The sequence below is a fragment of the Pseudoalteromonas carrageenovora IAM 12662 genome, assembly GCF_900239935.1.
GTDB lineage: Bacteria > Pseudomonadota > Gammaproteobacteria > Enterobacterales > Alteromonadaceae > Pseudoalteromonas > Pseudoalteromonas carrageenovora.
On the sequence record NZ_LT965929.1, the window covers coordinates 749,058 to 773,007 of the forward strand.

The window sequence follows — 23,950 nt, forward strand, 5'->3', positions numbered from 1 at the left end:
GATTAAGTGCAATACCAATTGATCGAAACACAAAATCAGCTTAATACTTTTGTTGAGCAAATTAAAAGCAAACCTATCTTAGCAATTGATACCGAATTTATGCGCCGTCGCACTTTGTATCCAGAGGTTGCACTGATCCAAGTTTTTGATGGTGAGCATTTAGCATTAATAGACCCACTGGCTGAACTTTCATTATTTGATTTTTGGGAGATTTTGAAAGATCCCGCAGTTTTAAAGGTACTGCATTCACCATCAGAAGATATTGAAGTTTTTCAAAAGTACGCAGGCTTTGTACCCGCTCCATTATTTGATACACAATTTGCACTGCAATTGCTTGGCGAGGGCAATTGTATGGGCTTTGCCTTAATGGTAAAAGAGCTATTAGAAATAGAAATAGATAAAAGTGAATCGCGCACTAATTGGCTACAGCGTCCTTTAACTAAAAAACAATTAGACTATGCAGCTGCAGATACTTTTCATTTACTGCCATGTTATGAGCTTATTATTGAGCGTATTAATAAGGCTGAGTTATTTGATATTGTAATAAATGAAAGCGAATTAATTGCAAATAAACGCGCGTTTCAAACACCCGACGAGCTTTTATATAAAGACATAAAGAATGCATGGCAGTTAAAGCCGCATGAGCTCGCTGTTCTTAAAGAGCTAGCTGTATGGCGACGTAACAAAGCAATACGCAAAAACTTAGCGCTTAACTTTGTGCTTAAAGAGCACAATATGACTGAAATTGCTAAGCGCGGCCCTTCAAGCTTAAATTCACTTAGGCAAATTCCGGGCGTTGAATCAATGGAAGTTAATCGCTCTGGTGTAGAAATACTAAAATGTATTGAAACGGCTAAAGCAACCCCAGAAGAGCTTCATCCACCTGTACTTAAGCGTTTAATTGATTTTCCTAGTTATAAAAAGGTAGCTAAAGATATCAAACAAAAAGTAACTAAAGTGGCTAAAGAGCACAACATTCCTGAGGATGTTATGGCTTCTAAAAAGCAAATTAATCAATTGATTAGTTGGAATTGGAAGTTAACTGATGTGCAAAAACAAAAGCATATTAAGCCAGATTTACTAAGTTCGTGGCGCTATAGTTATGTAAAAGAAACATTAAAAGAGTGGGATAAATAGATTTTTTAAATCAGGCTTTTATGATTTCAACAAAATCTGAGTAGCCAGAGCTTATGTTTGCATGAACACAAAAACACCCACACTAAAAGAGTGGGTGTTTTACTAATTCGCAATAATACTTAATCATTTTAAGGCGCTAAACCTGGCGGTAGTTACATTAATAGTTAGTCATTTACGCCTGTATGCACGCACAAAGTACAGTACAACAAATCATCTAACTTACAGGGTTTAAGTTAAGTGTTTCACCAAGTTATCAATACGATTTTCATACATCAAAAAATCATTCAATTATAATGATTGGTATTAAACAAAAACGGCACTTAAAGTGCCGTTTTTAATTTTACTTTTTTTCTTCGTCAGGTAGTGTCACGTTTAGCTCAAGTACGGCTAAATCATCTTCGTTTTGATCAAACTGTACCTGTACTGCATCAGTATTAACGTTCACGTATTTACGGATCACATCTAAAATATCTTGTTTTAATTGTGGTAGGTAATCCGGCGTTCCACGTTGAGAACGTTCGTGCGCGACAATGATCTGCAATCGCTCTTTTGCTAATGACGCGCTGTTTTTCTTTTCTGAGCGGAAGTAGTCAAGTAAAGACACATTAACCTCCAAAAATCCGTTTAAATAAGCCTTTTTTCTCAACATCTAAGAATCGAAAATCGACTGTTTCACCTAATAAGCGATTAATTGCATCTGCGTAGGCTTGGCCTGCATCAGAATCGCTATCAAGTATTACTGGTTGACCCGAGTTAGATGCACTTAATACTGCTTGCGACTCAGGAATAACACCCAATAGAGGGATCGATAGTATATCTTGTACGTCTTCTACCGATAACATTTCACCTTTTTCAACACGCTCAGGGTTGTAACGCGTTAATAATAAGTGCTCTTTAATGTTTTCTAGGCCTTCTTCAGCACGTTTTGACTTGCTGTGTAAAATACCTAAAATTCTGTCTGAATCTCGTACCGATGAGACTTCTGGGTTTGTAGTAACAATTGCTTCATCAGCAAAATACATAGCCATCATCGCGCCGGCTTCAATACCCGCTGGCGAGTCACATACGATGTAATCAAAATCTTTTTTTAGTTCGTTAAGTACGCGCTCAACACCCTCACGGGTTAGTGCGTCTTTATCGCGAGTTTGCGACGCAGGAAGTAAAAACAATTTTTCTACGCGCTTGTCTTTTATAAGCGCTTGGTTAAGGTTCGCTTCACCATTAATTACGTTTACAAAGTCGTATACTACACGGCGTTCACAACCCATAATTAAATCTAGGTTTCGTAAACCAATATCAAAATCGATAATGACTGTTTTATAGCCTTTTAATGCTAATCCGGTGCCAATTGCAGCGCTTGATGTTGTTTTACCAACACCGCCTTTACCCGAGGTAACGACAATTACTTTTGCCATGAGATTTATCCTTTAACCAAAGCTGAAATTTCTAATGATTCGTCTTTTTGTTGTATTTGCACTGCATTTCCCCAGTGTTCTCCTTGTAGGGAATCACTGATCCAGTAGTTGCCATCTATTGAAACCAATTCGGCTTCAAGCTTTTGACAGAAAATGTGTGCTTCTTTGAAACCTTTTGCGCCTGCAATGGCGCGTCCGCGTAATGTGCCATAAATATGTACATTACCGTCGGCAATAACTTCTGCACCGTGGCTTACTGCGCCAAGTACAATTAAATCTCTATCTTTTGCATAAACTTGTTGTCCAGAGCGCACCGTGCCACTAATAATTTGTGCCGGTAAGTAAACCGTTTTTTCTACAATTGAGGTATTTGCCTCTTGTTTAACAGGTTCGCTCTTAACGTCTTGTGAATAATTTAATACAGAAAGGCCAGCGGCTTTAGCTTGCGCATGTTGCTCATCTGAGCCATTGCAAACACCTACCGCGTTAAAACTCATACGCTCAATGAGTGATTTTAAATGCACAAAATCAAGTGAGCTGTTTTTAATTTCTATTAAATTAACAACAATAGGAGCCCCTTCAAAAAATTTAGGGGCTTGGGCTATTTTTACATACAACTGTTCTGCTAAAAGGGTTATATCAGCACTATAAAGGTGCAAAACTGATAACGTAAAAAGATTCCCTTTTAACTCAAAAATTTGGTCCGACATACACGCTCAATTGAATTGTCTGATCAGAAATTAATTTTAGATAAACGCAGGCTGAATAAGGCCTTTATTGAAATTTCTAATCTAATTTTTCTAACTTATTATTACTCTCATGTTATAGTGTGCGGCATTGTTAAGCAAGAATTTATAGGCTCATAATGCTCACTGCGGTATATAAAAGTAAGAAAAAAGCGGATACCTTCTTATTTGTTGAAAAAAGAGATGATTTTAGTAAAGTTCCTGAACCTTTAATGGCCATGTTTGGTCAACCTCAATACGTTATGATCATTAACTTAGCAAAACGTGAACATTTAGGTGGCGCAGATTTAGAAACAGTTAAAGCAGCTTTATCGGATCCTGATAAAGGCTTTTATTTACAAATACCACCACCAGAAGAGAACTTGTTAAGTCAATTAAGAAAAGAAAATGGAGCTGATAGTGATTAAAAAACTGACCGTTTTATTATGTGGAGTGTGCTTAAGCGGCTCTGTAATGGCTAAAACGCAAGCCGAGTTTCAAACTTACTTAGCGAATTTAAAACACGAAGCAATAGCAAAAGGTTACGATAGCAAACTAATTGATGATGCTTTTGCAACCGCAACTTATAAAGAAAAGGTTGTTTCTGCTGATAAAAATCAGCCTGAAGTAAAAGAAACACTTGAAACGTATTTACCAAAACGTGTACCGCAATGGAAAATTGACCGTGCACGTAAGCTCTACGCAGAAAACAAAGATGTGTTAGAGCAAGTAGCTAAAGAGTTTGGTGTTCAGGCGCGTTTTATAGTGGCACTTTGGGGCTTGGAGAGTAACTTTGGTGCTATTCAAGGTGGCCACAATGTTATTTCATCTTTAGTTACACTTGCTTTTGATGGTCGCCGAGAAGCACTTTATAAGCGTCAGCTTTGGGCTGCGCTAGATATATTAAAGTCGGGCCATATTACGCTTGATAAGTTTAAAGGGTCTTGGGCCGGTGCTATGGGGCAAACACAGTTTATGCCTACCTCGTTCAATGCCTATGCGGTAGATTACAATAACGATGGGCGTAAAGATATTTGGACTACCAAAGAAGATGCATTTGCCTCAATTGCTAATTATCTAAAGCAAGAAGGGTGGAACGACTCTCTTACGTGGGGTCGCCAAGTTCAATTACCTGAAAACTTTGACAGTAAATACGTTTTAGTACGTGGTACTAAAACACGTAAACAATGGCTTGAGTACTGGAATGATTCAGAGCGCTCACTTGCAGATTGGCAAGCCCTGGGTGTGCGTAAAGCTGACGGCTCTGACTTACCTAATGTTGATGTACGCGCTGCACTGGTAATGCCAGATGACATTAATGGGCGTATGTACTTAGCGTACGACAACTATAAAGTGTTCATGCATTGGAATCGCTCATATTACTTTGCCACAAGTGTTGGTTACTTATCAGATAGAATTGGCTATCCTAAGATTTAAAAATGTTCATTTAACAATTTAAAAGCCGCACCCTTTAAGAATATGCGGCTTTTTTAATGTGTATTATTCTTTATCTTTTTTAAATATTTTGTCTTTTAAATCGATAACTTTACCGATACCAGAGCCTAGCTTCATTAGCTTATTTAGTTGCTCTGGTGTTAAGCGCTGAAGCTCTGAAGACCATTTTGTTACCGCTTCAAGTAGATTATGAATTTCCCCCATTTGTTTCTGGGCATAAAGCTCATCTTCGTTCACAGCTTCATCTAAAAGGTTATCACGCAGCAAACTTAAGGTAGGGTCAATCTCACGTTTTTTACGTTCTTCAAAAACACGATTGGCCATATCCCAAATATCACCAGCGGGGGCATAATATTCTTTTCTGTCGCCAGGAATATGTTGAACGCGAATTAACTGCCACGATTGTAGTTCTTTAATGCCCATGCTTACATTACCGCGAGAAATACTAAGCGCATCGGCTATTTCATTAGCTGTCATTGGGCTTTTAGTGATAATTAATAAACCACACATTTGCCCGATTGTTCTATTGAACCCCCAGCGGCTGCCCATTTCACCACAATGCATAACAAAGGCTAAATTTTTTTCGGATAAACTCATAGCTTTTTAACTTTCAGTAATTTCAGAAAGTAATGCTAGCATGCTGATTTTGGATAGCAAGATTTTAGCTACTTTATAAATCGATTTTAACGACTAAAGTATGATTTAGATTAATATTTACACATCTATATTGGGATATGTTGTACACACAACAGTAGGCAAATAAATCCTTTTTTTATTTTTTCAATTACGATGGAATGACTATGAAAGCTGCAATAAATACTCAGTATAAAGGTAAATTACAAATAACAGACCTTCCTAAACCACAGGTGGGTATTAATGATGTGTTAGTTAAAATAGCGGCTTGTGGTGTTTGCCACACCGATTTACACGCATGTCATGGCGACTGGCCTGTAAAACCCAAAATGCCATTAGTACCCGGACACGAAGGTGTGGGTATTATTGAAGAAGTCGGCAGTAACATAAAGCATTTATCAGTTGGTGATAGAGTAGGTGTACCATGGCTTTATAGTGCCTGCGGACATTGTGAATTTTGTTTAGAAGGTAAAGAAACCCTGTGTTTATCTCAACATAATACCGGCTACTCAATTGATGGTGGTTATGCAGAATATTGCTTAGCTCATGGCGATTACGTTATAAAAATTCCTGATGGTTTAGGTTTCGCTGAGGCTGCACCATTATTTTGTGCAGGTGTTACTACCTATAAAGCATTAAAAGTTTCCGGCGCTAAACCGGGTAATTGGGTCGCTATTGTGGGTGTAGGTGGGCTTGGTCATTTAGCCGTGCAATACGCAAAAGCTATGGGGTTTAATGTTATAGCTGTTGATACGGGGGAGTCTAAATTAGCTCTAGCAAAAGAGTTAGGGGCGGATATAACACTTGATTTTAAAAATGTTGTACCAAGTGAAGCAATATTTGAGCAAGTAGGTGGTGCACATGCGGTTGTGTGTACAGCTGTATCAAAACCAGGTTTTGAACAAGCTTATAAAAGTGTACGCCGTGGTGGTAAGTGTGTATTAGTCGGTTTACCTCCAGAGGACATGCCGCTTCCTATTTTTGATACCGTACTTAATGGCGTATCGGTAGTTGGTTCTATTGTTGGTACACGTAAAGATTTACAAGAATGTTTAGAGTTTGCAGCTCAAGGTAAAGTAAAAGCCATTATTGAAGAAAAACGCTTAGAGGATATTAACGAAATTTTTGATGATATGCTCAAAGGCGAAATTAATGGTCGAATAGTGGTTACTATTTAACCTGAATTAAGCCTTTATAAAACACAAAAAAAGCACGGATTCTAAATTAGAGTACCGTGCTTTTTAAATACTAAACTAATTACAGTGTGTAATTAAAGCTTAATTTAGCGTTACGTTCTTCACCTGGCATACCGCCTAAAAACATGGCTTTTGAGTAATACTTTTTGTTAAACAGATTGTTTAAGTTTAGCTGCATATGCCATTTATCTGTAGTGTACGAAACCGCTGCATCATAAACTGTGTAGCTAGGTACGTATCCATCAGGAATACTAAATGAGCTTGAATTAGTACTTCTGTTATCAACAAACGTAATACCACCGCTGATATTAACAGCCTGTGGTAAATTAAACATTTCTGCGTAATAAGTAACCCAGGTACTTGCAGTTACATAAGGTACACCTTTTTGGCGAGTATCGTAGCTACTGCTTGTTGGGTTAGATTTATCGCGTGCGTCTTGATAAACCCCATTTATATTAATTTTCCACTGCTCATTTAAGTGCGCATTTAAGTCAAGCTCAACACCCTTAGTTTGTTCTTCACCATCGTAATAGCTTTCAACTACATCTGAGTTTGATACACCAGCCTCATATAGAGGGTTGGCGTACTCTAAATTAGTACGTGCACTTTCAAATATAACAAGTGATGCTAAAAGCTGATCATCAAACGCTTTAAACCTAAAGCCTAAATCGTTGCTGATTGACTCAGAGTCTTCTCTGTCTGCTTCATTTCCAGCGACTGAACCTAATACACTGTATGCAGTACGTCCTTTCGCGTGGTTTATAAACACAGAAAAATCTTCAGTTGGTTGGTAAGTCGCGCCTAAGTTATACGTTAAACCACTGTCAGAAGTATTAGCTTCAGGCGTTGGCTCAGCACGACTTGAACTATAACGCTCATCAACACCAAAGTGCTCGTAAGATTGCTTAATACGGTTGTAAGCAACGCCTACACGTGTCGTTACTTCATCTGTAATGTAACCTACATGCTGAATACCTAAGCCCCATGCTTGTACTTTCTTATTATAGTCACTGGTTTTAAGTGGATCATAATCGTCAAAGTTACCTGTTGGCCAATTTGGAGCGCTCATATCATAAATATATGGCAAGCTACCTTGGTACAATAAGTTACCTTCACTGTCGTAGATTTCTTTGTCTGCATCGTATATTGAGTACTGTTTAAAGCGTATATCTCTGTCTTCATAGTTAGCATTAACTAAAAGTTCATTATCTACATCACCAAGCATAAAGTCATAGCGCAGGTCTAAAAAGTATTGCCACGATTTTTCGTCGGCTTCTACTTGGCGATATTCTTGTCTTCGAGCGGCAAAGGGGTAAAGTACACCATCTTCAACAAGTGGTGCGCGAGGGTCATTGTTAATAATCCCATCACGTGTTGAATAAACGTAGTTAAACGCTCCTGTTTGGCGTGCAAAGCTTGATGTGTAGTTACGGTATTGCAGTTGTTGATTTAAAAATAAATCATCTGTAATAAAGTAATTGTGCGTTAGTTTAAAGCGTAATTCTTCACCTTCATTATCATCTGCCATTGGTGAAATAATACCATTGGTTCCGAAGTCGTAAGGGGTTAAACCATCAGTCGATGACAATGAATCAGCTAGCTGTTGTTGCTGATCTGACGTTAATTGTACGCCGCTGCCTGTAGGATCATTGACTAAATCAGCGCCTGTTACTTCGCCAGCGCTTAGGCCATTTGCAGTTTCTGCACTATAAATACGAATAGGGTGACCAATTGAGTCAACTGCAATTGAGTCCTTAATATAAGCACCAGAGAACATAATGTCTTGTTTATCACTTAATACATATTTAAGGGATGCGTAAAGCTCATCTCTGTCTTCTTTTAGATCACGGTACCCATCGCTAGAGGCTGTTTTTGCCATGACACGATAGGCTAAATTATCAGTGATTGCGTTGGTGCTATCAAATGCTAGTGAATAGCTATCCCATTGCCCTAGCTCAGCAGATATTTTATGTTTTTCTTCAAACTCTGGCTTTTTTTCAATTAAGTTAATTACACCACCAGCACTACCAATACCGTATAAACCTGTTGCTGGGCCTTTTAATACCTCAACCGACTCTACATTTGTTAAAGAACGTGTAGGATTAAATGTATTGCCAAGGCCTGCACCGCCATACATACCATCATAAGTATAGTTAGCGTCTAAGCCACGAATAACAAGATTGTCACCAATGCCATAGTTATTACCAGCTTGCGTTAAACCACTTACGTTACGCGTTAACTCTTGTAAGCTATCTACACCTTGTGACTCTATTAGTTCACGGTCAATAACAACAACAGGAGCAGGCGTTTCCATTAGTGACATATCAGATTTAGTCGCAAGACCTGAGCTCATTACTACTTGGTTTTGTTTTTGATAAACGCTAATACGTTCAATATTTTCTTCAGCTGATTGAGCAACTGCAATATGTGTATTTAAACATGCTAGGGTAACTAATGAGTATTTAAATTTTTTCATGGGGTGATAAGTATTCGCATTTAATAACTTTGCGCGAATGATAATGGTTATTGTTTTTAAAGTGAATAAAAAGTTCAATTAAATTTATTAAATAGCGTTTTTTGATTTAAAAACATACAATTGATGGTGTTTTTAGGTTGTTAATGCAATGTTATTTACGTTTTATTAACTAGTAGGAAGGTTATGAAATTAGCAATAACGAAATAAATAATTTAACTTCAATAAAATCTATATAGTATTTAAAGGCTTGTTATTAAAAACTAAATATCAGCTTAAGGTGTAAAGTAACGTGTAAGTAATTAGCTTAACTTTTTTTGAGGTTTAAGGTGTATTGCCTCAAACCTCTGAGTTCAGGTAAATATTACTATCTAAAAATTATAGAATTAAAGCTACAAATCATTTTTATACACTTGACCTGCTTTCATAACAAAAGGGATATGTTCTAGTTCAGTAATATTTTCAAGTGGGTTGCCTTTTAGCGCAATTATATCTGCAGCAAACCCTGCTTTTAGCTGACCAAGCTTATTGTTCATTTTTAATAGTTTTGCGCTATTAATTGTTGCAGCTTGAATTGCTTGTAGTTCAGTCATTCCAAATTCAACCATACGGGAAAACTGTTTTGCGTTATCTCCGTGAGGATAAATAGCGGCGTCTGTACCAAATACCATATTAACCCCAGCCTTTACCGCTCTATTAAAACTATCTCTTTGTTTTTTAGATACTTGACGCTCTTTATTGAGGTTCTCTTCATCAACACCATTTTGTTCACCAAAAGTCAGTGTGTACTCAGTATTATAAATATCCATTGAAAGCCATGTACCATGCTCTTTTGCCAGAGCTATCGCTTCATCATCTAAAAAGCTGGCATGTTCAATGCTGTCGACACCTGCTTTAATGGCTGTTTTAATACCGCTTGTTCCATGAGCGTGAGCAGCTACGGGTAAATCGCGCATATGCGCTTCATCAACAATTGCTTTCATCTCTTCATAAGAATATTGCTGCGCACCTACTTTAGTGCCTTTAGAAAAAACACCGCCAGTGGCACAAAATTTAATAGCATTCGCACCATATTTTATGTTTTCACGTACTTTTACGCGAGCAGCCCACGGGCCATCAGCAACACCTGTTGAAGTGTACTTTAGCTCAGGAGGCAAACGGTTGTTATCACAATGCCCGCCAGTAATACCAAGCGAAGGGCCTGCTGCCCAAATACGTGGGCCTACAATATCACCGGCATTAATACCGTCTCTAACCGCTATAACACTGTAGCCTTCGGCGCCTACATTTCTAACTGTGGTAAAACCTGCTTCTAGTGTTTTTTTAGCAAAGTGAGACGCTTTTATCGCCATACGCGGAACTGATTGCCCTAAGCGCTCACTACGCGGCACGGTAGGATCGCTTGTTAAGTGAACATGCATATCCATAAGGCCAGGCATCAATGTTAGCTCAAGTAATTGGATGTGCTTATCACCTTTTGATAATACAGGCTTTTTGTTTTGCTCAACGCTGGTAATAATACCGTTATCTATAGTAATTAAAGGTGATTGAACGAGTTTACCGGTTTGCACGTCAACCATGGCTTTTGCTGATAAGTAAGTTGTGGCATGAGCACTAAGACTTGTAAAAGTTAACAAAGCAATAGAGGCACTTAGTAATTGTTTTTTCATTATTGTTCTTCTGTAGTGGCGGTTTAATTAATTGAAATGTAACAACCTAATACAAAAGTGTAAATACAATTGCTTAAATGCAATCTATCGTAATTCCTTTATTTAATAGTGCTAAGTGCTCATAATTAAAAAACGATACTAAAAAGGATTACCATGAAATCAATTAAATTAGCTTTAGTTGCCAGCGGCGTTATGTTTGCCTTAAGTGGCTGTATAAATACTGAACTTAGTGATATCGCTAACAGTACTTCGCAGTTAAACACTCCAAACGCACAAGCAACTATTGTTTCAGAGCTCTCTAGCGAGCAACAACTAGATGTACTCGTTGCGCAGTATTATGATGAGTCACTAACGTTTAAACCAATTAATGCAACGTACAGTGGCCGCAGCGAATTTAACGACACATTTACGCCAACTATTTCAAAACAAAACAGAGAAAAGAAAGCCGCTTTTTATAAAAAATATCAACAACGGTTGCGTTATATTGATAAAGCACAGCTAACAGGCCAAGCCCTTTTAAGTTACGAAATATTAAAGCGCGATCTTGCCCTTAATTTAGAAGGTATGCAGTTTCCTAGTTATATGCTGCCAATAAACCAAATGGCAGGTTCGCATAATACATTTGCAGGGTTTGGCTCAGGTCAAAGTGCTCAACCTTTTAATACAGTTGAAGATTATAATAACTTTATAAAGCGTAGCGAAGGGTTTGTGCAGTGGTTAGCCAGTGTACAAAGCTCAATGGATCAGGGTATAGATGAAGGTATTACTTTACCTAAGCCATTAGCAAAAAAACTGCAGCCACAATTTGCAGCTCATGTTGTGCAAAGCGCTGAAGATTCTTTATTTTGGGGACCTATAAAAAACCTACCTTCGTCGTTTAGCGCTGAGCAGAAACAACAAATAACTGCAAAGTACCGCACACTGATTATGGAAAAGTTAGTGCCTGCTTATAAAAGTATGAGTGACTTTTTAGCTAACAAATACATTCCTAATAGCCGAGAGACATTTGGTTACAGTGACTTACCAAACGGTAAAGCGTGGTACGAATATCAAATCAAAAAAAATACCACGCTTAGTCTTTCTGCAAATGAAATTCACGACATTGGTTTAAGCGAAGTGTCGCGTATTCTAAGTGAAATGAAAAAAGTAAAAGATACTGTTGGTTTTAAAGGCGATCTTGCAGCGTTTTTTGATCACTTACGTGACTCAGACGAGTTTTATTACAATACGCCACAGGAGCTAATTGCGGCTTATGAAAACGTTAAGCAAAAAATAGATGCTCGCTTGCCATTACTTTTTGATATTGCTCCAAAAGCGCCATACGTCGTAAAAGCAGTTGAAGTATACAGAGCTCAGTCGGCGGCTGGGGCGTCGTATGCGTCTCCGGCACCAGATGGTTCTCGCCCAGGTATTTTTTACATCAATACATTTAACCTAAAAGCGCAGCCTAAATTTTTACTTGAAACACTCTCTATTCATGAAGCTGCACCTGGGCATCACTTTCAAATTGCATTACAACAAGAAATAGAGGGCTTACCCGATTTTAGAAAGTTTGGTGGTTATACCGTATTTGCTGAAGGCTGGGCGCTGTACGCCGAAAGTTTGGGTAAAGAGCTTGGCTTATTTACCGACCCTTACATGTGGTATGGGCGCTTAGCAGATGAACAACTTAGAGCTATGCGCTTAGTGCTTGATACCGGTTTTCATGCAAAGGGCTGGACACGTCAGCAGGGGATTGATTACATGCTTGCTAACTCATCTATGGCTAAGAGTGATGTAATAGCTGAGGTTGAGCGTTATATTGCATGGCCTGGTCAAGCTTTATCATACAAGCTGGGTCAGTTTAAAATTCAGCAGTTACGTGACTACACTCAAAAAGAGTTAGGCGATAAGTTTGATATTAAAGCGTTCCACACGCAAATACTGATAGATGGCGCATTACCAATGCCAATTTTAGAAGAAAAAATTAAACGTTGGGTTGCCACGCAGCAATAATAAAAGACCCGAAAGCCCGTACTAATAAAGGCACGGGCTTTGCGCGTATAGCTGCAATACGTTAGAATGCGCGCTCTTTAGGGGCGCGAGTAAATTATGTTTGATCAAGAATTAGCAAATACACAGTTTTGGCTTAAAAAAAATCTAAGCGATATGAACCAAAACGAATGGGAAGCCATTTGTGATGGATGCGGAAAGTGTTGTTTAAACACCTTTATTGATAGCGAAGATGAAGACGAATTTACAGCTACCGATCAGTTACGTGAAGGTGAGCAGTTAATATTTACAAATATTGTGTGTCAGTACCTTGATAACAATACCTGCGGCTGTAGCGAATACGAAAACCGCCAAACACTTGTCCCTTCTTGCGTAAAACTAACCAAAGAAAACCTTAAAGATATTTTCTTTATGCCGCAAAGCTGCAGTTACCGCCGCCTACATGAAGGGCGTGGTTTAGCCTCATGGCACCCGTTATTAAATAACGGCGATAAAACTAAAATGCATGAGTTAGGAATTTCTGTTCAAGATAAAACGGTTAAAGATTGTGATGTTAAGCTTGATGATTTTGATTTATACATTGCCGAGTGGCCAACTAAGGATACTGATTAATGAGTAAGCTAAAAGCTAGCATTGGTTTAATTAATCCTAAAAGCCCAACAAACGTTGGTGGCGTTTTACGTGCCGCTGGTTGTTACGATGCTAAACACGTTTTTTTTACGGGTAACCGTTACTTAAATGCTAAAAAATTTCATACTGATACAAAAAATGTAGCTGAACGAATCCCCCTTACAGAAACTGATAACCTAGAAACGGTAAAGCCTGAAGGTGCCACTGTTGTTGTTATCGAACTGATAGAAGGCGCGACACCTTTACCTGATTTTAAACACCCAGAAAACGCATTTTATGTATTTGGCCCAGAGGATGGCTCTGTATCAAAAGATGTTTTAAAGTGGTGTGATGAAGTGGTTTATATTCCAACAATCGGTTGCATGAACCTGGCTGCAACCTGTAATGTTGTTTTATACGACCGTTTGTCAAAACTTGGCGGCGTAGAGAGTAGTGACGACACTATTATTAGTTCTCGTGATACAAACAATAAAATGAAGTGGCAAAAAAGCTAATTAGTTAATCTTGCTTTTACGCTTATTTTATAGCCTTGGTTGCGCATAGTTTATAATGCGCAACAGCATTACCTTTATCCTATAAACATTCCCTCTTTGTTAAATCCTTACCTACTTAAATCATGCAAAAAATTCATTGTTAGCTAAGCTTGAATAAATTAAAACATTTTAAGATATTACAATGCGTTGGTTATTTTTATTAGTTCTATTATTAGCGAGCAAACTTAGTTATTCAGATTCAATAGTTGAATATCATTTAAAGGGTAGTCACCAAGTAGTATACGGGTACAACCATAAATCGGGCATATTGTTTGAGGCTAAAAATGCAAAGCAAACTATTCATCTAGCCACTTTAGACTGGCCTCCCTATATTGGTAACGACTTATGTAAAAAAGGGTGGGTATATCAATTCTCGGTCGCGTTATTACATAGCAAAGGTTACAGCGTTTACATTGAGTTTTTACCGTGGGCACGCGCAGTTAGAAACGTTGAACTAGGCAAAGCAGATATACTATTACCCGAGTATTTTATTGAAGATACTGCGCCTTCTGACTACGTAACAGATAAAAATCGCCGTGAATTACTGGGGTTATCAAATTCATTTTTAGGCGGAGAAATCGCTTTTATAAAGCGAAAAGAGGATGAAGATCGTTTTACAGGCAATTTAAAATCACTTAAAGGGCATAAAATTGGTGTCGTGAGAGGGTATCAAAACACGCCAGAATTTGATGCGATGATGGATAATGGCGAGTTTGAAACAATAAAAACTGTAGATGACTTACAACTTGTACAGATACTTGTCGCAAAACGTGTTGATTTAATCATTGGCGATCCTCAGGTACTAAAATTTGCGATAAGTTATTCAACATTGAGTGACGATAAAAAGCAGTTTTTATTAAATTCTATTGAGCAAGAAACTACACCGTTACAATACAACCCTTTTTATTTTGCTATTAGTAAACTCACACCGTCATGGCTTACAGTGCTAGAAGATATAAATAAGGGGCTTTATCAATTTCATAATAGCGGAGAAACGGCTCGAATTATTAAAAACCTTACCAAAACCTGCAAATAATTAGAACGTTCCTATAGACACTTCACCCAATTTACGTTTAAACAGGTAAACTTGCTTTAAATTGTTAATGGAGTGAAAACAACGTGAGTGAAATAAATACAAATCAATCATTCGCGGTCAACGAACAGTCTAATAAAAATTATCTGTTTCCACTGACTGCAATGACGACCCTGTTTTTTTTATGGGGCTTTATAACTGTTTTAAATGATGTGCTGATCCCGCGCTTAAAAGACGTATTTGATCTAACGTATTTTGAAGCAATGCTAGTACAGTTTTGCTTTTTTGGGGCCTATTTTATTGTTTCTATACCTGCAGGTATTTTAGTAAAGCAGCTAGGCTATAAAAAGGGCATATTAACGGGTTTAATAGTTGCCTCTATCGGTTGTATGTTGTTCTACCCAGCTGTTGTAGTGCATGAGTACTGGTTATTTTTAGGTGCTTTATTTGTGCTTGCTGCAGGCGTAACAGTACTACAAGTTTCTGCTAATCCATATGTGGCTGCACTTGGCCCTGAAAAAACAGCTTCTTCTCGTTTAAACTTAGCACAAGCACTCAATGCTTTAGGCACAACGGTTGGGCCTTATGTTGGTGGTATTTTATTTTTTGGAACTGCTGGCACACTCGCGGCTTCCGCGGCGAGTGCTGAGTCTGTAAAAGTACCTTATTTAATGCTAGCTGCAGCTTTATTGTTAATCGCTATTATTTTTGCATTTATTAAACTACCTGAAATAGAGGCCCATAAAGAAGAGAACAATGCAGCCATTGAATCTCGCTCGCTTACCCAAGCACCACATTTAACTATGGGTGTACTTGCCATATTTTGTTATGTAGGGGGTGAGGTTGCTATAGGTAGCTTTTTGGTTAATTACATCGGTGAAGCTCATATAGCGGGCCTTGAAGAGCATGCAGCTGCTGCACTTATTAGTTACTACTGGGGTGGTGCGATGGTAGGGCGTTTTATTGGCTCGGCACTTTTACAAAAAATAGCCCCATCGAAAGCCATTGCCTTCAACGCATTTAGTGTTATTGCATTACTGCTTATTACTATATTTACACAAGGTGATGTAGCGCTTTATTCAGTACTTGCGATAGGTTTATTTAATTCTATTATGTTTCCAACAATATTTTCTGTAGCCATTGAAAAGCTAGGATCACTGACAAGCAAAGGCTCTGGTTGGTTATGTTTAGCTATTGTTGGTGGAGCATTAGTTCCATTACTACAAGGTTTTATAGCCGATACGGTAAACATACAGCAAAGCTTTTTTGTACCAATGATATGTTATGTATTTATAGCATGGTATGGCTTAAACGTTGTCCGCTTAGCAAATAAGTGGAAATAATACTGTAATTGTAAGTGACTGAATACGTATTCAGTCACTTATAACTCACAATAAATACGGAACGTTCCAATCTTGGATTTTCCCCTATGTCGCCTCTCTTAAAATTAGTTACTTACCTTGTTGTATTGTTAAAAGCTTACTACTTTATTATTGTTTCTTATTGATTATTTACTTTTAAGTCTTGCTTAGTAAGACATTTAGCGCTTTTTTTGCTAAAAATATAAGGTTATTAATGAAGAATAATATAAAGGATTTATATGCTTAACTCTTTAAAATTAAGTTTTAAAATAATGACTGTACCTCTTACTGTCATCCAGGAAAAAATAGTCTCTGCTTTTTATTTTGTAGCGTGTTTTTTAGTTGCTAAATTATTTATGGTTATTTATACAGTAAAATCTTACCCGTTTGATTATGATAATTTATTAAATACGTTCAATATTACTAGAGTTTTAGGGCTTGATTTAAATCGTTTAGGTGCAACTAATGCCTAAAAAAAGTAATAATGCACAAAACTGGCTTAGTCTAATCAACATAGACAATGTTTACAGCTCTGATAAGCAACGCCAGGCATTGTCCTTATTTGCAATGATTGCAATAGCTATTGTTGTTTTATCAATGTTGGTAATTTTAAATTACGATGTTTATTCGCCTATTCTAACTATCTCCTTAATTCTGGTTAATATCACTATTACCAGTAGTACTTTATATTTTATAAAAACAGGGAAGCTTGAGGTTGTAGCGCTCATTAGCATGGGTATTGTATTTATAATGTGTATTGCACTTACCTATACAGGCGGGAAAGAAAACACCGGGCTTTATTGGCTTATGTTTTACCCCGTTGTTAGTTTTGCATCTTTAGGGGCTAAACATGGAACATGGCTTGGCTCATGTCTATTAGTCTGTTGTACGTTTATTTTATATGGCCCCGATATAGGTCAAGTTAATTACCCAGAGGTAGAAAAATCGCGTTTCTTAGCTGCTTTTACTTTAGTTTTTGTGTTTTCTTTTATTGGTGAATACTTTAGGCACAAAAGCCATATGGACATTGCAGGTATAACACTTGAGCAAACACAAGATGCTTATACCGATCAGCTCACCGGTGGTGCTAACAGGCGTTTTATAACCTCACATTTTTTAAAGTTGGTTGATGAAAACCCACACGAATACTTGCCTTTTTCAATTTTATTACTCGATTTAGATAACTTTAAAGCGATGAACGACACGTATGGCCATGACTTTGGTGATACTGTTTTAATTGAGTTTACAAAATTGCTAGAGTCGCAGTTTCCAAGTTCGGCTGTTAAAGCGCGTTATGGAGGGGAAGAATTTGTAGTTATATTGCCAAATGAGCGAAGTCAAAGGGCAGCTAAATTAGCGGATAAGTTTAGAAATCATGTTAGTGAACATGTTATTTTAACTAGTGATAAAGCAAAAGTCGCCTTTACGTGTAGTATAGGCGTAGCACAAGTTAATAATGTGGCCGAGTACGATAACGAACTAAAAAAAGCTGATGAGTACTTATACCTTGCAAAAGAACAAGGTCGTAATAAGGTTATGTCAGCACATAGTTAAGGCAAAGTATGACCCAAAGTAAACTTATATATATTCATGACCCTATGTGCAGCTGGTGTTGGGGTTTTTCACCTACCTGGTTAAAATTAAAAAGCGAGCTAGAAAATAACTTTAAAGATATATTATCGATTGAATACAAAGTAGGGGGATTAGCACCGGACAGCCAAGAACCTATGCCACAAAATATGCAGGATATACTACAAAAAACATGGCATAAAATTTCAGAGCAGTTGGGTACGCAATTCAATTATGACTTTTGGCGTAAATGTCAGCCAAGGCGTTCAACGTACCCCGCATGTAGAGCAGCACTTATAGCGCGCAAAGCAAATAAAGAGGCCAACATGGTCGCTGCTATTCAACATGCTTATTATCTCAATGCTCAAAACCCATCTGATGAAAGCACACTCATATCACTTGCACATGAGATTGGTCTTGACGCAGAAGCTTTTGCAAGTTCACTGCAATCACATCAAATTAATGATGAGCTTAATGCTGAGCTTGCATATGCGCATAGCTTACCCATTCAAGGCTTTCCATCATTAGTGCTTATTAATAATGGTAAAGCTTTTCCTATTGCGATTAATTATACCGATTGGCAGCAGTCATTTAATAAAATTAGCGCGCTTTTAAAATAATTTTTTATAAATGAGTGCTTTGTCATCAAACACTCAGGCCCTTTTTAAATCACTCAGCACACTTTTAGCCTATTAAGTCGTAATTATTACTGTTGTCATAAAACCGACTTTTTTGCGCAACATGCTTGTCATTTTTCATCTATACAATTTCGCTCATTGAAAATCTTTAGTCTTTAAATTGTTTGCATTGAACAATTAAAGCTAAAAAACAAACTAGCAAATCCGCTAATTAACGAGTAAAGGTGTATGCGATGAAAGGCGTTAAACCATTAATCTTAGCTGGTATTGTGGCCGCAAGTGCTGCTGTACACGCAAACGATTTAGATAAGGTTATCGATAAAAGCAGCGAAATAAATAAGTCAGCTGCGCAATCACAAACAAAAATAGACAAGATTGCAGACTCAATGCAAGGACGTCTTCAACAATTTAAAACGCTTAATAAAGAAATTGACGGGTTAGCTGTTTACAACGCGCAATTAACTAAGCAGTTAAATAACCAAATTGAAGAAATGGAATCACTTAACCTGTCAATGGATCAAGTTTCTATTATTGAGCGTCAAATTACCCCGCTTATGCTGCGTATGATCACAGGTCTTGAGCAGTTTGTAGCACTAGATGTGCCATTTTTAACTGACGAACGCACAAAAAGAATTACCTCTTTAAGTGAAATGATGAACCGAGCAGACATCAATTCAAGCGAAAAATTTCGCCGTGTACTTGAAGCTTACCAAGTTGAAGTTGATTACGGGCGCACTATTGAAGCCTACACCTCTTTATTAGATATAGACGGTAAAGAGCGCGAAGTAGATTTTTTACGCATTGGCCGCTTAGAACTTATTTACTTAACACGCGACGGTAAAAAAGCAGGTAGCTGGAATGCAGACACTAAATCGTTTGTTGCTTTGCCTGATTCTACAATAAGCCAAATCAATAAAGGTTTACGCATAGCGCGTAAGCAACTTGCCCCAGATATGTTAACTCTGCCAGTACACGCAGCAGAATAAGAGGTTAAAAATGAAATTGTTTACTCAAATGACAAAAATGGCCCTTTTTGCTGCAAGTATTAGCATTGCGGGTACATGTGTAGCGGCAGAGCCGATGAATTTAGACTCACTACTTAAAACCCTTGAAGAGGGTAAGTCAGCCCAAAACGCACAAAACAAACAACGTGAACAAGAGTTTGCAGCTCGTCAAAACGAGCAAGTACAAATGCTCAAAAATACACAAGCAAAGCGTAATCAAATGCTTGTTGAATCTGAACGTTTAGAAACTCAGTTTGAAGAAAACGAAGTAAAGCTTGCTAACTTAACCGATACATTATCCAAACGTATGGGATCTCTTAAAGAGTTATTTGGTGTACTACAACAAGTAGCTGGGGATTCAAGTAATAAGTTTGCAACCTCAGTGGTATCAGCCGAGATTGCTGGACGTAGTACATTTATGGATGAACTGGCTCAAAAAATGGGTTCAACATCTAAATTAGCCTCTATCGAAGATATTGAAAAAGTGTGGTTTGAACTACAACGTGAAATGACCGAGCAAGGTAAAGTAAGTCGTTTTGATGCAAGCGTTATAATTGAGGGCGGCACTAAAGCACAGCAAGAAGTTGTACGTGTAGGTGCATTTAACCTTGTATCAAACGGTAAATATCTAGAGTTTAATCCAGCTACTAACACACTGAGTGAGTTAACACGCCAGCCTGTATCTCGTTTTACAGCCACGGCAGATGAGTTACAAAACACTAAAAACGGTGTTGTACAGTTTGCACTTGACCCAACTGGTGGCTCTATTTTGGGTTTATTAGTACAAGCACCCGATACGCAAGAGCGTGTACACCAAGGTGGCACAGTTGGTTACGTTATTTTAGGCGTAGGTGTAATAGCTTTACTTATCTCACTTGAGCGCTTTTTCTCGTTAATGATTATGGGTGGAAAAATCCGTAGCCAACTTAAAGATGATGTAGCACGCGACGACAATCCACTTGGTCGCGTAATGAAAGTAAAAGATCAGTACCCTGATGTTGCCCACGACACATTAGAGCTTAAATTAAGCGAAGCTATTTTACGTGAAATGCCAAAAGTAACGCGCAATTTAACGCTTATTAAAATCATCTCAGTGGTGGCACCGCTACTTGGTTTACTCGGTACAGTAACCGGTATGATCAACACCTTCCAAGCTATCACGCTGTTTGGTACCGGTGACCCTAAATTAATGGCTGGTGGTATTTCTCAGGCATTGGTAACAACGGTCCTTGGCTTGGTTGTAGCTATTCCTACGGTATTTTTATACACCTTACTTAATACTCGCGCTAAAAATATATTACTTACTATTCAAGAGCAAAGTGCAGGCATTATTGCCAAGCGTAGTGAGAAAGGAGCATAAACCATGGTGCTATTGATTGACTCAATCAATGCTATCCGTGATTTTCTCGACACTGGTGGCCAAGTTCTCTTGGTCATTGGGGTGTTAATCTTCGCGATGTGGTTATTGATACTCGAGCGATTTATTTATTTTTTTAATGGTTTTCGTAGTTATAAACATGGCGTAAAGGCCGATTGGACTAATCGAGCAGAGCGCAATAGCTGGAATGCAGAGCAAATTCGCCAAGCAATGATATCGCGTGCGGGTATGCGCTTAAACACAAACCTTGCGTTAATTAACGTAATGGTAGCGCTTTGCCCACTCCTTGGTTTGTTAGGCACAGTAACCGGCATGATTGAAGTGTTTGATGTAATGGCAATTACAGGCACTGGGAGTGCGCGTTCAATGGCATCGGGTGTTTCTAAGGCAACTATTCCAACTATGGCAGGTATGGTCGGCGCACTTTCGGGTGTATTTGCCTCTACGTTTTTACAACGCAGAGCTAAGCGCGAAGTGGAACTACTTGAAGACAGCATGGTTTTAGACCACTAAATAAATATAGATAAGCGGCTAACTATAGCGCCGCTTATCATAGGAGAATAAAAATGAGAGCCCCGTTAGGAAACCTATTACAAGAAGATGAAGCAGAAGAAATTAATATGACCCCAATGTTAGACGTTGTATTTATTATGCTTATTTTCTTTATCGTTACTGCATCATTTGTCAAAGAAGCAGGTATTGATGTAAACCGTCCAGAAGCAGCCACAGCAGTTAAAAAAGAGCGTGCCAATATCTTAGTCGCGATTTCAGACAAAGGTGAGATTTGGATTAATAAACGTCAAATTGATGTGCGCGCAGTGCAAGCGAATATTGAGCGCTTAAAAGCTGAAAACCCTCAAGGGAGCGTGGTTATTCAAGCCGACAAAAAAGCCACGACTGATATGTTAATTAAGGTAATGGATGCGTCGCGCGCTGCAGGTGCGTTTGATGTATCTATTGCTGCTCAAGATGCGTCGTAAGGGTTAGTTATGTTGCGATATTTAGTTGCATTAGTTGTAGCCGGTGTAGTGACCTTCATGCTGTTTTTAGGCATGCAGGCACTTATTACCGGTGGTGAAGGTGCTATGTCGGAGCCAGTAAAAGGTAACGTTTTAGACTTTGTACGTTTGAAAAAAGAAGAAACAGTACAAAAAAAAGAACGTAAACCGCAAAAGCCACCCACACCAAAAGAACCTCCGCCGCCAATGGAATCACCACAAATGCAAAGTAGTGATGCAACGGCAAACGCAAACAATTTCGACTTTGGTGCCAATGTAGATGCCGATGTGAATTTATCAGGCGGTTTAGCGCTGGAAACAAGCGACGGTGAATACTTACCGATTGTTAAAGTAGCGCCTGTGTATCCGCGTCGTGCGTTATCTCGTGGTATTGAAGGCTATGTAATTGTTGAATTTACAGTGACTAAACAAGGTACAGTGCGCGACCCTCAGGTTGTAAAAGCAGTTCCTGAGTCACTATTTGATAGAGCAGCAATGGATGCTGCCCTTAAATTTAAATATAAACCGCGTGTAGTAAACGGTGAAGCCGTTGAAGTGGCGGGTGTACAGAACAAAATATCTTTCCAAATTAGTGGTTAATTTAGTAATTAACCACGAGTAAACGGACAGAAATGCGAGGCGATTATGAAATTACTACCTACAGCTAAATTTTTTAAAATAACACTATTTTGTACTGCTGCAGTAAGTGCCAGTATTGTTGTACCAAGTACGTTAAGCTTTGTGCCTGGCCTTAACGTAGCTACTGCACATGCAGAGCAAAAAACAAAGCGTGTACCTGCGCTACGTGAAAAGGTTTATAGTCAGCTTGCTCGAGCGCAAAAACTCGCTGACGATGGCGATGTTAAGGGTGGACTTGAAGCACTTAATAGCATTCAAGAGCGAGCTTCAAGTATGAACTCGTACGAAATTGCAATGATGCATAATTTTTACGGCTTTATTTATTACAACGAAAACGACTTACCAAAAGCGATTGCCTCGTTTGAAAAAGTGGTAGCAGAAGAAGCCATTCCTGAATCACTTCGTTTAAGCACTACATTTAGCTTGGCGCAATTGGCAATGGCTAATAGTGATTATAAAAAGGTAATTTCGTTTTTAGATAAATGGGATGCAATAAATACTAAACCTAAAACAGAAGGTTACTATTTATTAAGAGCACAAACGTATTATCAGTTAAAGGATTACCAAAAAGGACTTGAGTATATTACTCAAGTTATTTCACTAAGTGACAGTGAGGGTAAAACCCCTAAAGAAAACTGGCTGGTGTTACAACGTGCAATGTATTACTCACTTAATCAAACAGATAAAGTGGTTGATGTACTTGAGCGTATGGTAAAGCTATACAATAAGCCTGAATATTGGGTTCAGCTCTCTGGAATGTATGGTGAGACGGGCAAAGAAAAACAACAGTTAGCAGTGATTGAATCAGCTTATCAACAAGGTTTTTTAACTTCTAAGTCTGATTTACGCCAGCTTGCTCAAGTTTATTTATACAATGGCTTGGCGTTTAAAGCAGCAGTCGTTATGAGTGAAGCTATTGATAAAGGTATTGCTGAAAAAACAGCAAAAAACTACGCTTTTGTAGCCGAGGCAATGATTCAAGCTAAAGAAGATGAAAAATCTATTACCTACTTTGTAAAAGCGGCTGATTTATCAGAGCACGGTAAATACGAACAACGTTTAGCTGAGGTTTACGTTAACACAGAGCAATATGAAGAAGCTGCCGATGCTGCGCGTAAAGCACTTGATAAAGGTGGCCTTGATTTTGAATCAAATGCATTTGTTGCCTTAGGTATGGCTCAGTACAACATGCAAAATTTTGATGCGTCAATTTTAGCGTTTGAGCAGGCAGAAAAACATAAAAAATCTCAGCGTTTAGCGCAGCAGTGGATCAAATATGTAAAGCGTGAAAAAGTGCATGCAGAAACACTCAAAACAGCTTTATTATAAATTTTGAAGCGCTTTACTAATTTAAAAAGTAACGCGCTTAAAACTATTTCATAATCGCAACACCAAAACCGCCTTAGGGCGGTTTTTTTCGTCGCTTTAAGTAGCCAATTATTTGATTTTTAATAAGTTATCATTGTCATCT

The 23,950-nt window shown here is 38.2% G+C and carries 24 protein-coding genes; 18 read left to right on the forward strand and 6 right to left on the reverse strand.

What is annotated here, in order from left to right; genetic code table 11:
- The first annotated feature begins 6 nt into the window (after positions 1 to 6).
- A complete protein-coding gene (gene rnd, locus ALFOR1_RS19605) occupies positions 7 to 1,137 on the forward strand; it encodes a ribonuclease D (protein WP_104644125.1) in 1,131 nt (376 codons plus the stop codon).
- A gap of 340 nt (positions 1,138 to 1,477) precedes the next feature.
- Here the strand turns inward: rnd and minE are convergent, their stop codons facing one another.
- From minE to minC, 3 genes are read right to left on the reverse strand one after another with little or no spacing between them, the layout of a single operon-like run.
- Positions 1,478 to 1,741: a cell division topological specificity factor MinE gene (minE, locus tag ALFOR1_RS19610; protein ID WP_004586362.1), complete on the reverse strand. Its 264-nt coding sequence runs from the start codon at positions 1,739 to 1,741 to the stop codon at positions 1,478 to 1,480.
- Between the two features lies 1 nt (position 1,742).
- Complete coding sequence (minD, locus tag ALFOR1_RS19615; RefSeq protein WP_058550308.1) at positions 1,743 to 2,552, reverse strand: septum site-determining protein MinD; 810 nt, start codon at positions 2,550 to 2,552, stop codon at positions 1,743 to 1,745.
- A gap of 5 nt (positions 2,553 to 2,557) precedes the next feature.
- On the reverse strand, positions 2,558 to 3,262 hold the full coding sequence (gene minC, locus ALFOR1_RS19620; protein WP_058550309.1) for a septum site-determining protein MinC: 705 nt from the start codon (positions 3,260 to 3,262) through the stop codon (positions 2,558 to 2,560).
- A gap of 155 nt (positions 3,263 to 3,417) precedes the next feature.
- On the opposite strand from minC, the gene ALFOR1_RS19625 reads away from it, so the two are divergent.
- Positions 3,418 to 3,705, forward strand: coding sequence for a YcgL domain-containing protein (locus ALFOR1_RS19625; RefSeq protein WP_058550310.1), 288 nt, complete (start codon positions 3,418 to 3,420; stop codon positions 3,703 to 3,705).
- Positions 3,698 to 4,714: a lytic murein transglycosylase gene (locus ALFOR1_RS19630; RefSeq protein ID WP_104644126.1), complete on the forward strand. Its 1,017-nt coding sequence runs from the start codon at positions 3,698 to 3,700 to the stop codon at positions 4,712 to 4,714. Before ALFOR1_RS19625 ends, ALFOR1_RS19630 begins: the two co-directional genes overlap by 8 nt.
- Before the next feature lie 63 nt (positions 4,715 to 4,777).
- On the opposite strand, the gene ALFOR1_RS19635 is transcribed toward ALFOR1_RS19630, so the two are convergent.
- On the reverse strand, positions 4,778 to 5,329 hold the full coding sequence (locus ALFOR1_RS19635) for a GbsR/MarR family transcriptional regulator (protein ID WP_058550312.1): 552 nt from the start codon (positions 5,327 to 5,329) through the stop codon (positions 4,778 to 4,780).
- Between the two features lie 203 nt (positions 5,330 to 5,532).
- On the opposite strand from ALFOR1_RS19635, the gene adhP reads away from it, so the two are divergent.
- Positions 5,533 to 6,543: an alcohol dehydrogenase AdhP gene (gene adhP / locus ALFOR1_RS19640; protein ID WP_104644127.1), complete on the forward strand. Its 1,011-nt coding sequence runs from the start codon at positions 5,533 to 5,535 to the stop codon at positions 6,541 to 6,543.
- A gap of 79 nt (positions 6,544 to 6,622) precedes the next feature.
- Here adhP and ALFOR1_RS19645 read toward each other — a convergent pair whose 3' ends face one another.
- Together ALFOR1_RS19645 and ALFOR1_RS19650 are read right to left on the reverse strand one after the other, a co-directional pair.
- A complete protein-coding gene (locus ALFOR1_RS19645; RefSeq protein WP_104644128.1) occupies positions 6,623 to 9,037 on the reverse strand; it encodes a TonB-dependent receptor in 2,415 nt (804 codons plus the stop codon).
- 389 nt (positions 9,038 to 9,426) lie between these two features.
- Positions 9,427 to 10,704, reverse strand: a complete 1,278-nt coding sequence (locus ALFOR1_RS19650) for a Xaa-Pro dipeptidase (RefSeq protein ID WP_104644129.1) — start codon at positions 10,702 to 10,704, stop codon at positions 9,427 to 9,429.
- 153 nt (positions 10,705 to 10,857) lie between these two features.
- Here ALFOR1_RS19650 and ALFOR1_RS19655 point away from each other — a divergent pair, with 153 nt between their 5' ends.
- The 14 genes from ALFOR1_RS19655 to ALFOR1_RS19720 all read left to right on the forward strand — a co-directional run bounded on the left by ALFOR1_RS19655 (position 10,858) and on the right by ALFOR1_RS19720 (position 23,808).
- Positions 10,858 to 12,699 carry a DUF885 domain-containing protein gene (locus ALFOR1_RS19655; RefSeq protein ID WP_104644130.1) on the forward strand — a complete coding sequence of 614 codons (1,842 nt, stop codon included), beginning with the start codon at positions 10,858 to 10,860 and terminating at the stop codon, positions 12,697 to 12,699.
- A 96-nt stretch (positions 12,700 to 12,795) separates the two neighbouring features.
- Positions 12,796 to 13,308 carry a YcgN family cysteine cluster protein gene (locus ALFOR1_RS19660; RefSeq protein ID WP_058550317.1) on the forward strand — a complete coding sequence of 171 codons (513 nt, stop codon included), beginning with the start codon at positions 12,796 to 12,798 and terminating at the stop codon, positions 13,306 to 13,308.
- The gene (locus ALFOR1_RS19665; protein WP_104644131.1) at positions 13,308 to 13,820 is read left to right on the forward strand and encodes an RNA methyltransferase; all 513 of its coding nucleotides are present in this window, start codon (positions 13,308 to 13,310) and stop codon (positions 13,818 to 13,820) included. The genes ALFOR1_RS19660 and ALFOR1_RS19665 overlap by 1 nt, the downstream gene beginning before the upstream one ends.
- Before the next feature lie 181 nt (positions 13,821 to 14,001).
- Positions 14,002 to 14,895 (forward strand): substrate-binding periplasmic protein, encoded by an 894-nt coding sequence (locus ALFOR1_RS19670; protein WP_104644132.1) that lies wholly within the window; start codon positions 14,002 to 14,004, stop codon positions 14,893 to 14,895.
- A gap of 83 nt (positions 14,896 to 14,978) precedes the next feature.
- On the forward strand, positions 14,979 to 16,235 hold the full coding sequence (gene fucP, locus ALFOR1_RS19675) for an L-fucose:H+ symporter permease (RefSeq protein ID WP_104644133.1): 1,257 nt from the start codon (positions 14,979 to 14,981) through the stop codon (positions 16,233 to 16,235).
- A 257-nt stretch (positions 16,236 to 16,492) separates the two neighbouring features.
- A complete protein-coding gene (locus tag ALFOR1_RS19680) occupies positions 16,493 to 16,726 on the forward strand; it encodes a hypothetical protein (protein WP_104644134.1) in 234 nt (77 codons plus the stop codon).
- Positions 16,719 to 17,807 carry a GGDEF domain-containing protein gene (locus tag ALFOR1_RS19685; RefSeq protein ID WP_058550322.1) on the forward strand — a complete coding sequence of 363 codons (1,089 nt, stop codon included), beginning with the start codon at positions 16,719 to 16,721 and terminating at the stop codon, positions 17,805 to 17,807. Before ALFOR1_RS19680 ends, ALFOR1_RS19685 begins: the two co-directional genes overlap by 8 nt.
- 8 nt (positions 17,808 to 17,815) lie before the next feature.
- A complete protein-coding gene (locus tag ALFOR1_RS19690; RefSeq protein ID WP_104644135.1) occupies positions 17,816 to 18,442 on the forward strand; it encodes a DsbA family protein in 627 nt (208 codons plus the stop codon).
- A gap of 251 nt (positions 18,443 to 18,693) precedes the next feature.
- Positions 18,694 to 19,446 carry a DUF3450 domain-containing protein gene (locus ALFOR1_RS19695; protein ID WP_104644136.1) on the forward strand — a complete coding sequence of 251 codons (753 nt, stop codon included), beginning with the start codon at positions 18,694 to 18,696 and terminating at the stop codon, positions 19,444 to 19,446.
- Between the two features lie 10 nt (positions 19,447 to 19,456).
- Positions 19,457 to 20,824 (forward strand): MotA/TolQ/ExbB proton channel family protein, encoded by a 1,368-nt coding sequence (locus ALFOR1_RS19700; RefSeq protein WP_104644137.1) that lies wholly within the window; start codon positions 19,457 to 19,459, stop codon positions 20,822 to 20,824.
- A gap of 3 nt (positions 20,825 to 20,827) precedes the next feature.
- Complete coding sequence (locus tag ALFOR1_RS19705) at positions 20,828 to 21,355, forward strand: MotA/TolQ/ExbB proton channel family protein (RefSeq protein ID WP_058550326.1); 528 nt, start codon at positions 20,828 to 20,830, stop codon at positions 21,353 to 21,355.
- A gap of 53 nt (positions 21,356 to 21,408) precedes the next feature.
- Positions 21,409 to 21,822 (forward strand): ExbD/TolR family protein, encoded by a 414-nt coding sequence (locus ALFOR1_RS19710; RefSeq protein WP_058550327.1) that lies wholly within the window; start codon positions 21,409 to 21,411, stop codon positions 21,820 to 21,822.
- A 12-nt stretch (positions 21,823 to 21,834) separates the two neighbouring features.
- Positions 21,835 to 22,440: an energy transducer TonB gene (locus ALFOR1_RS19715; protein WP_173827092.1), complete on the forward strand. Its 606-nt coding sequence runs from the start codon at positions 21,835 to 21,837 to the stop codon at positions 22,438 to 22,440.
- Positions 22,441 to 22,485: 45 nt separating this feature from the next.
- The gene (locus ALFOR1_RS19720; protein ID WP_058550329.1) at positions 22,486 to 23,808 is read left to right on the forward strand and encodes a tetratricopeptide repeat protein; all 1,323 of its coding nucleotides are present in this window, start codon (positions 22,486 to 22,488) and stop codon (positions 23,806 to 23,808) included.
- Positions 23,809 to 23,950 lie beyond the last annotated feature (142 nt).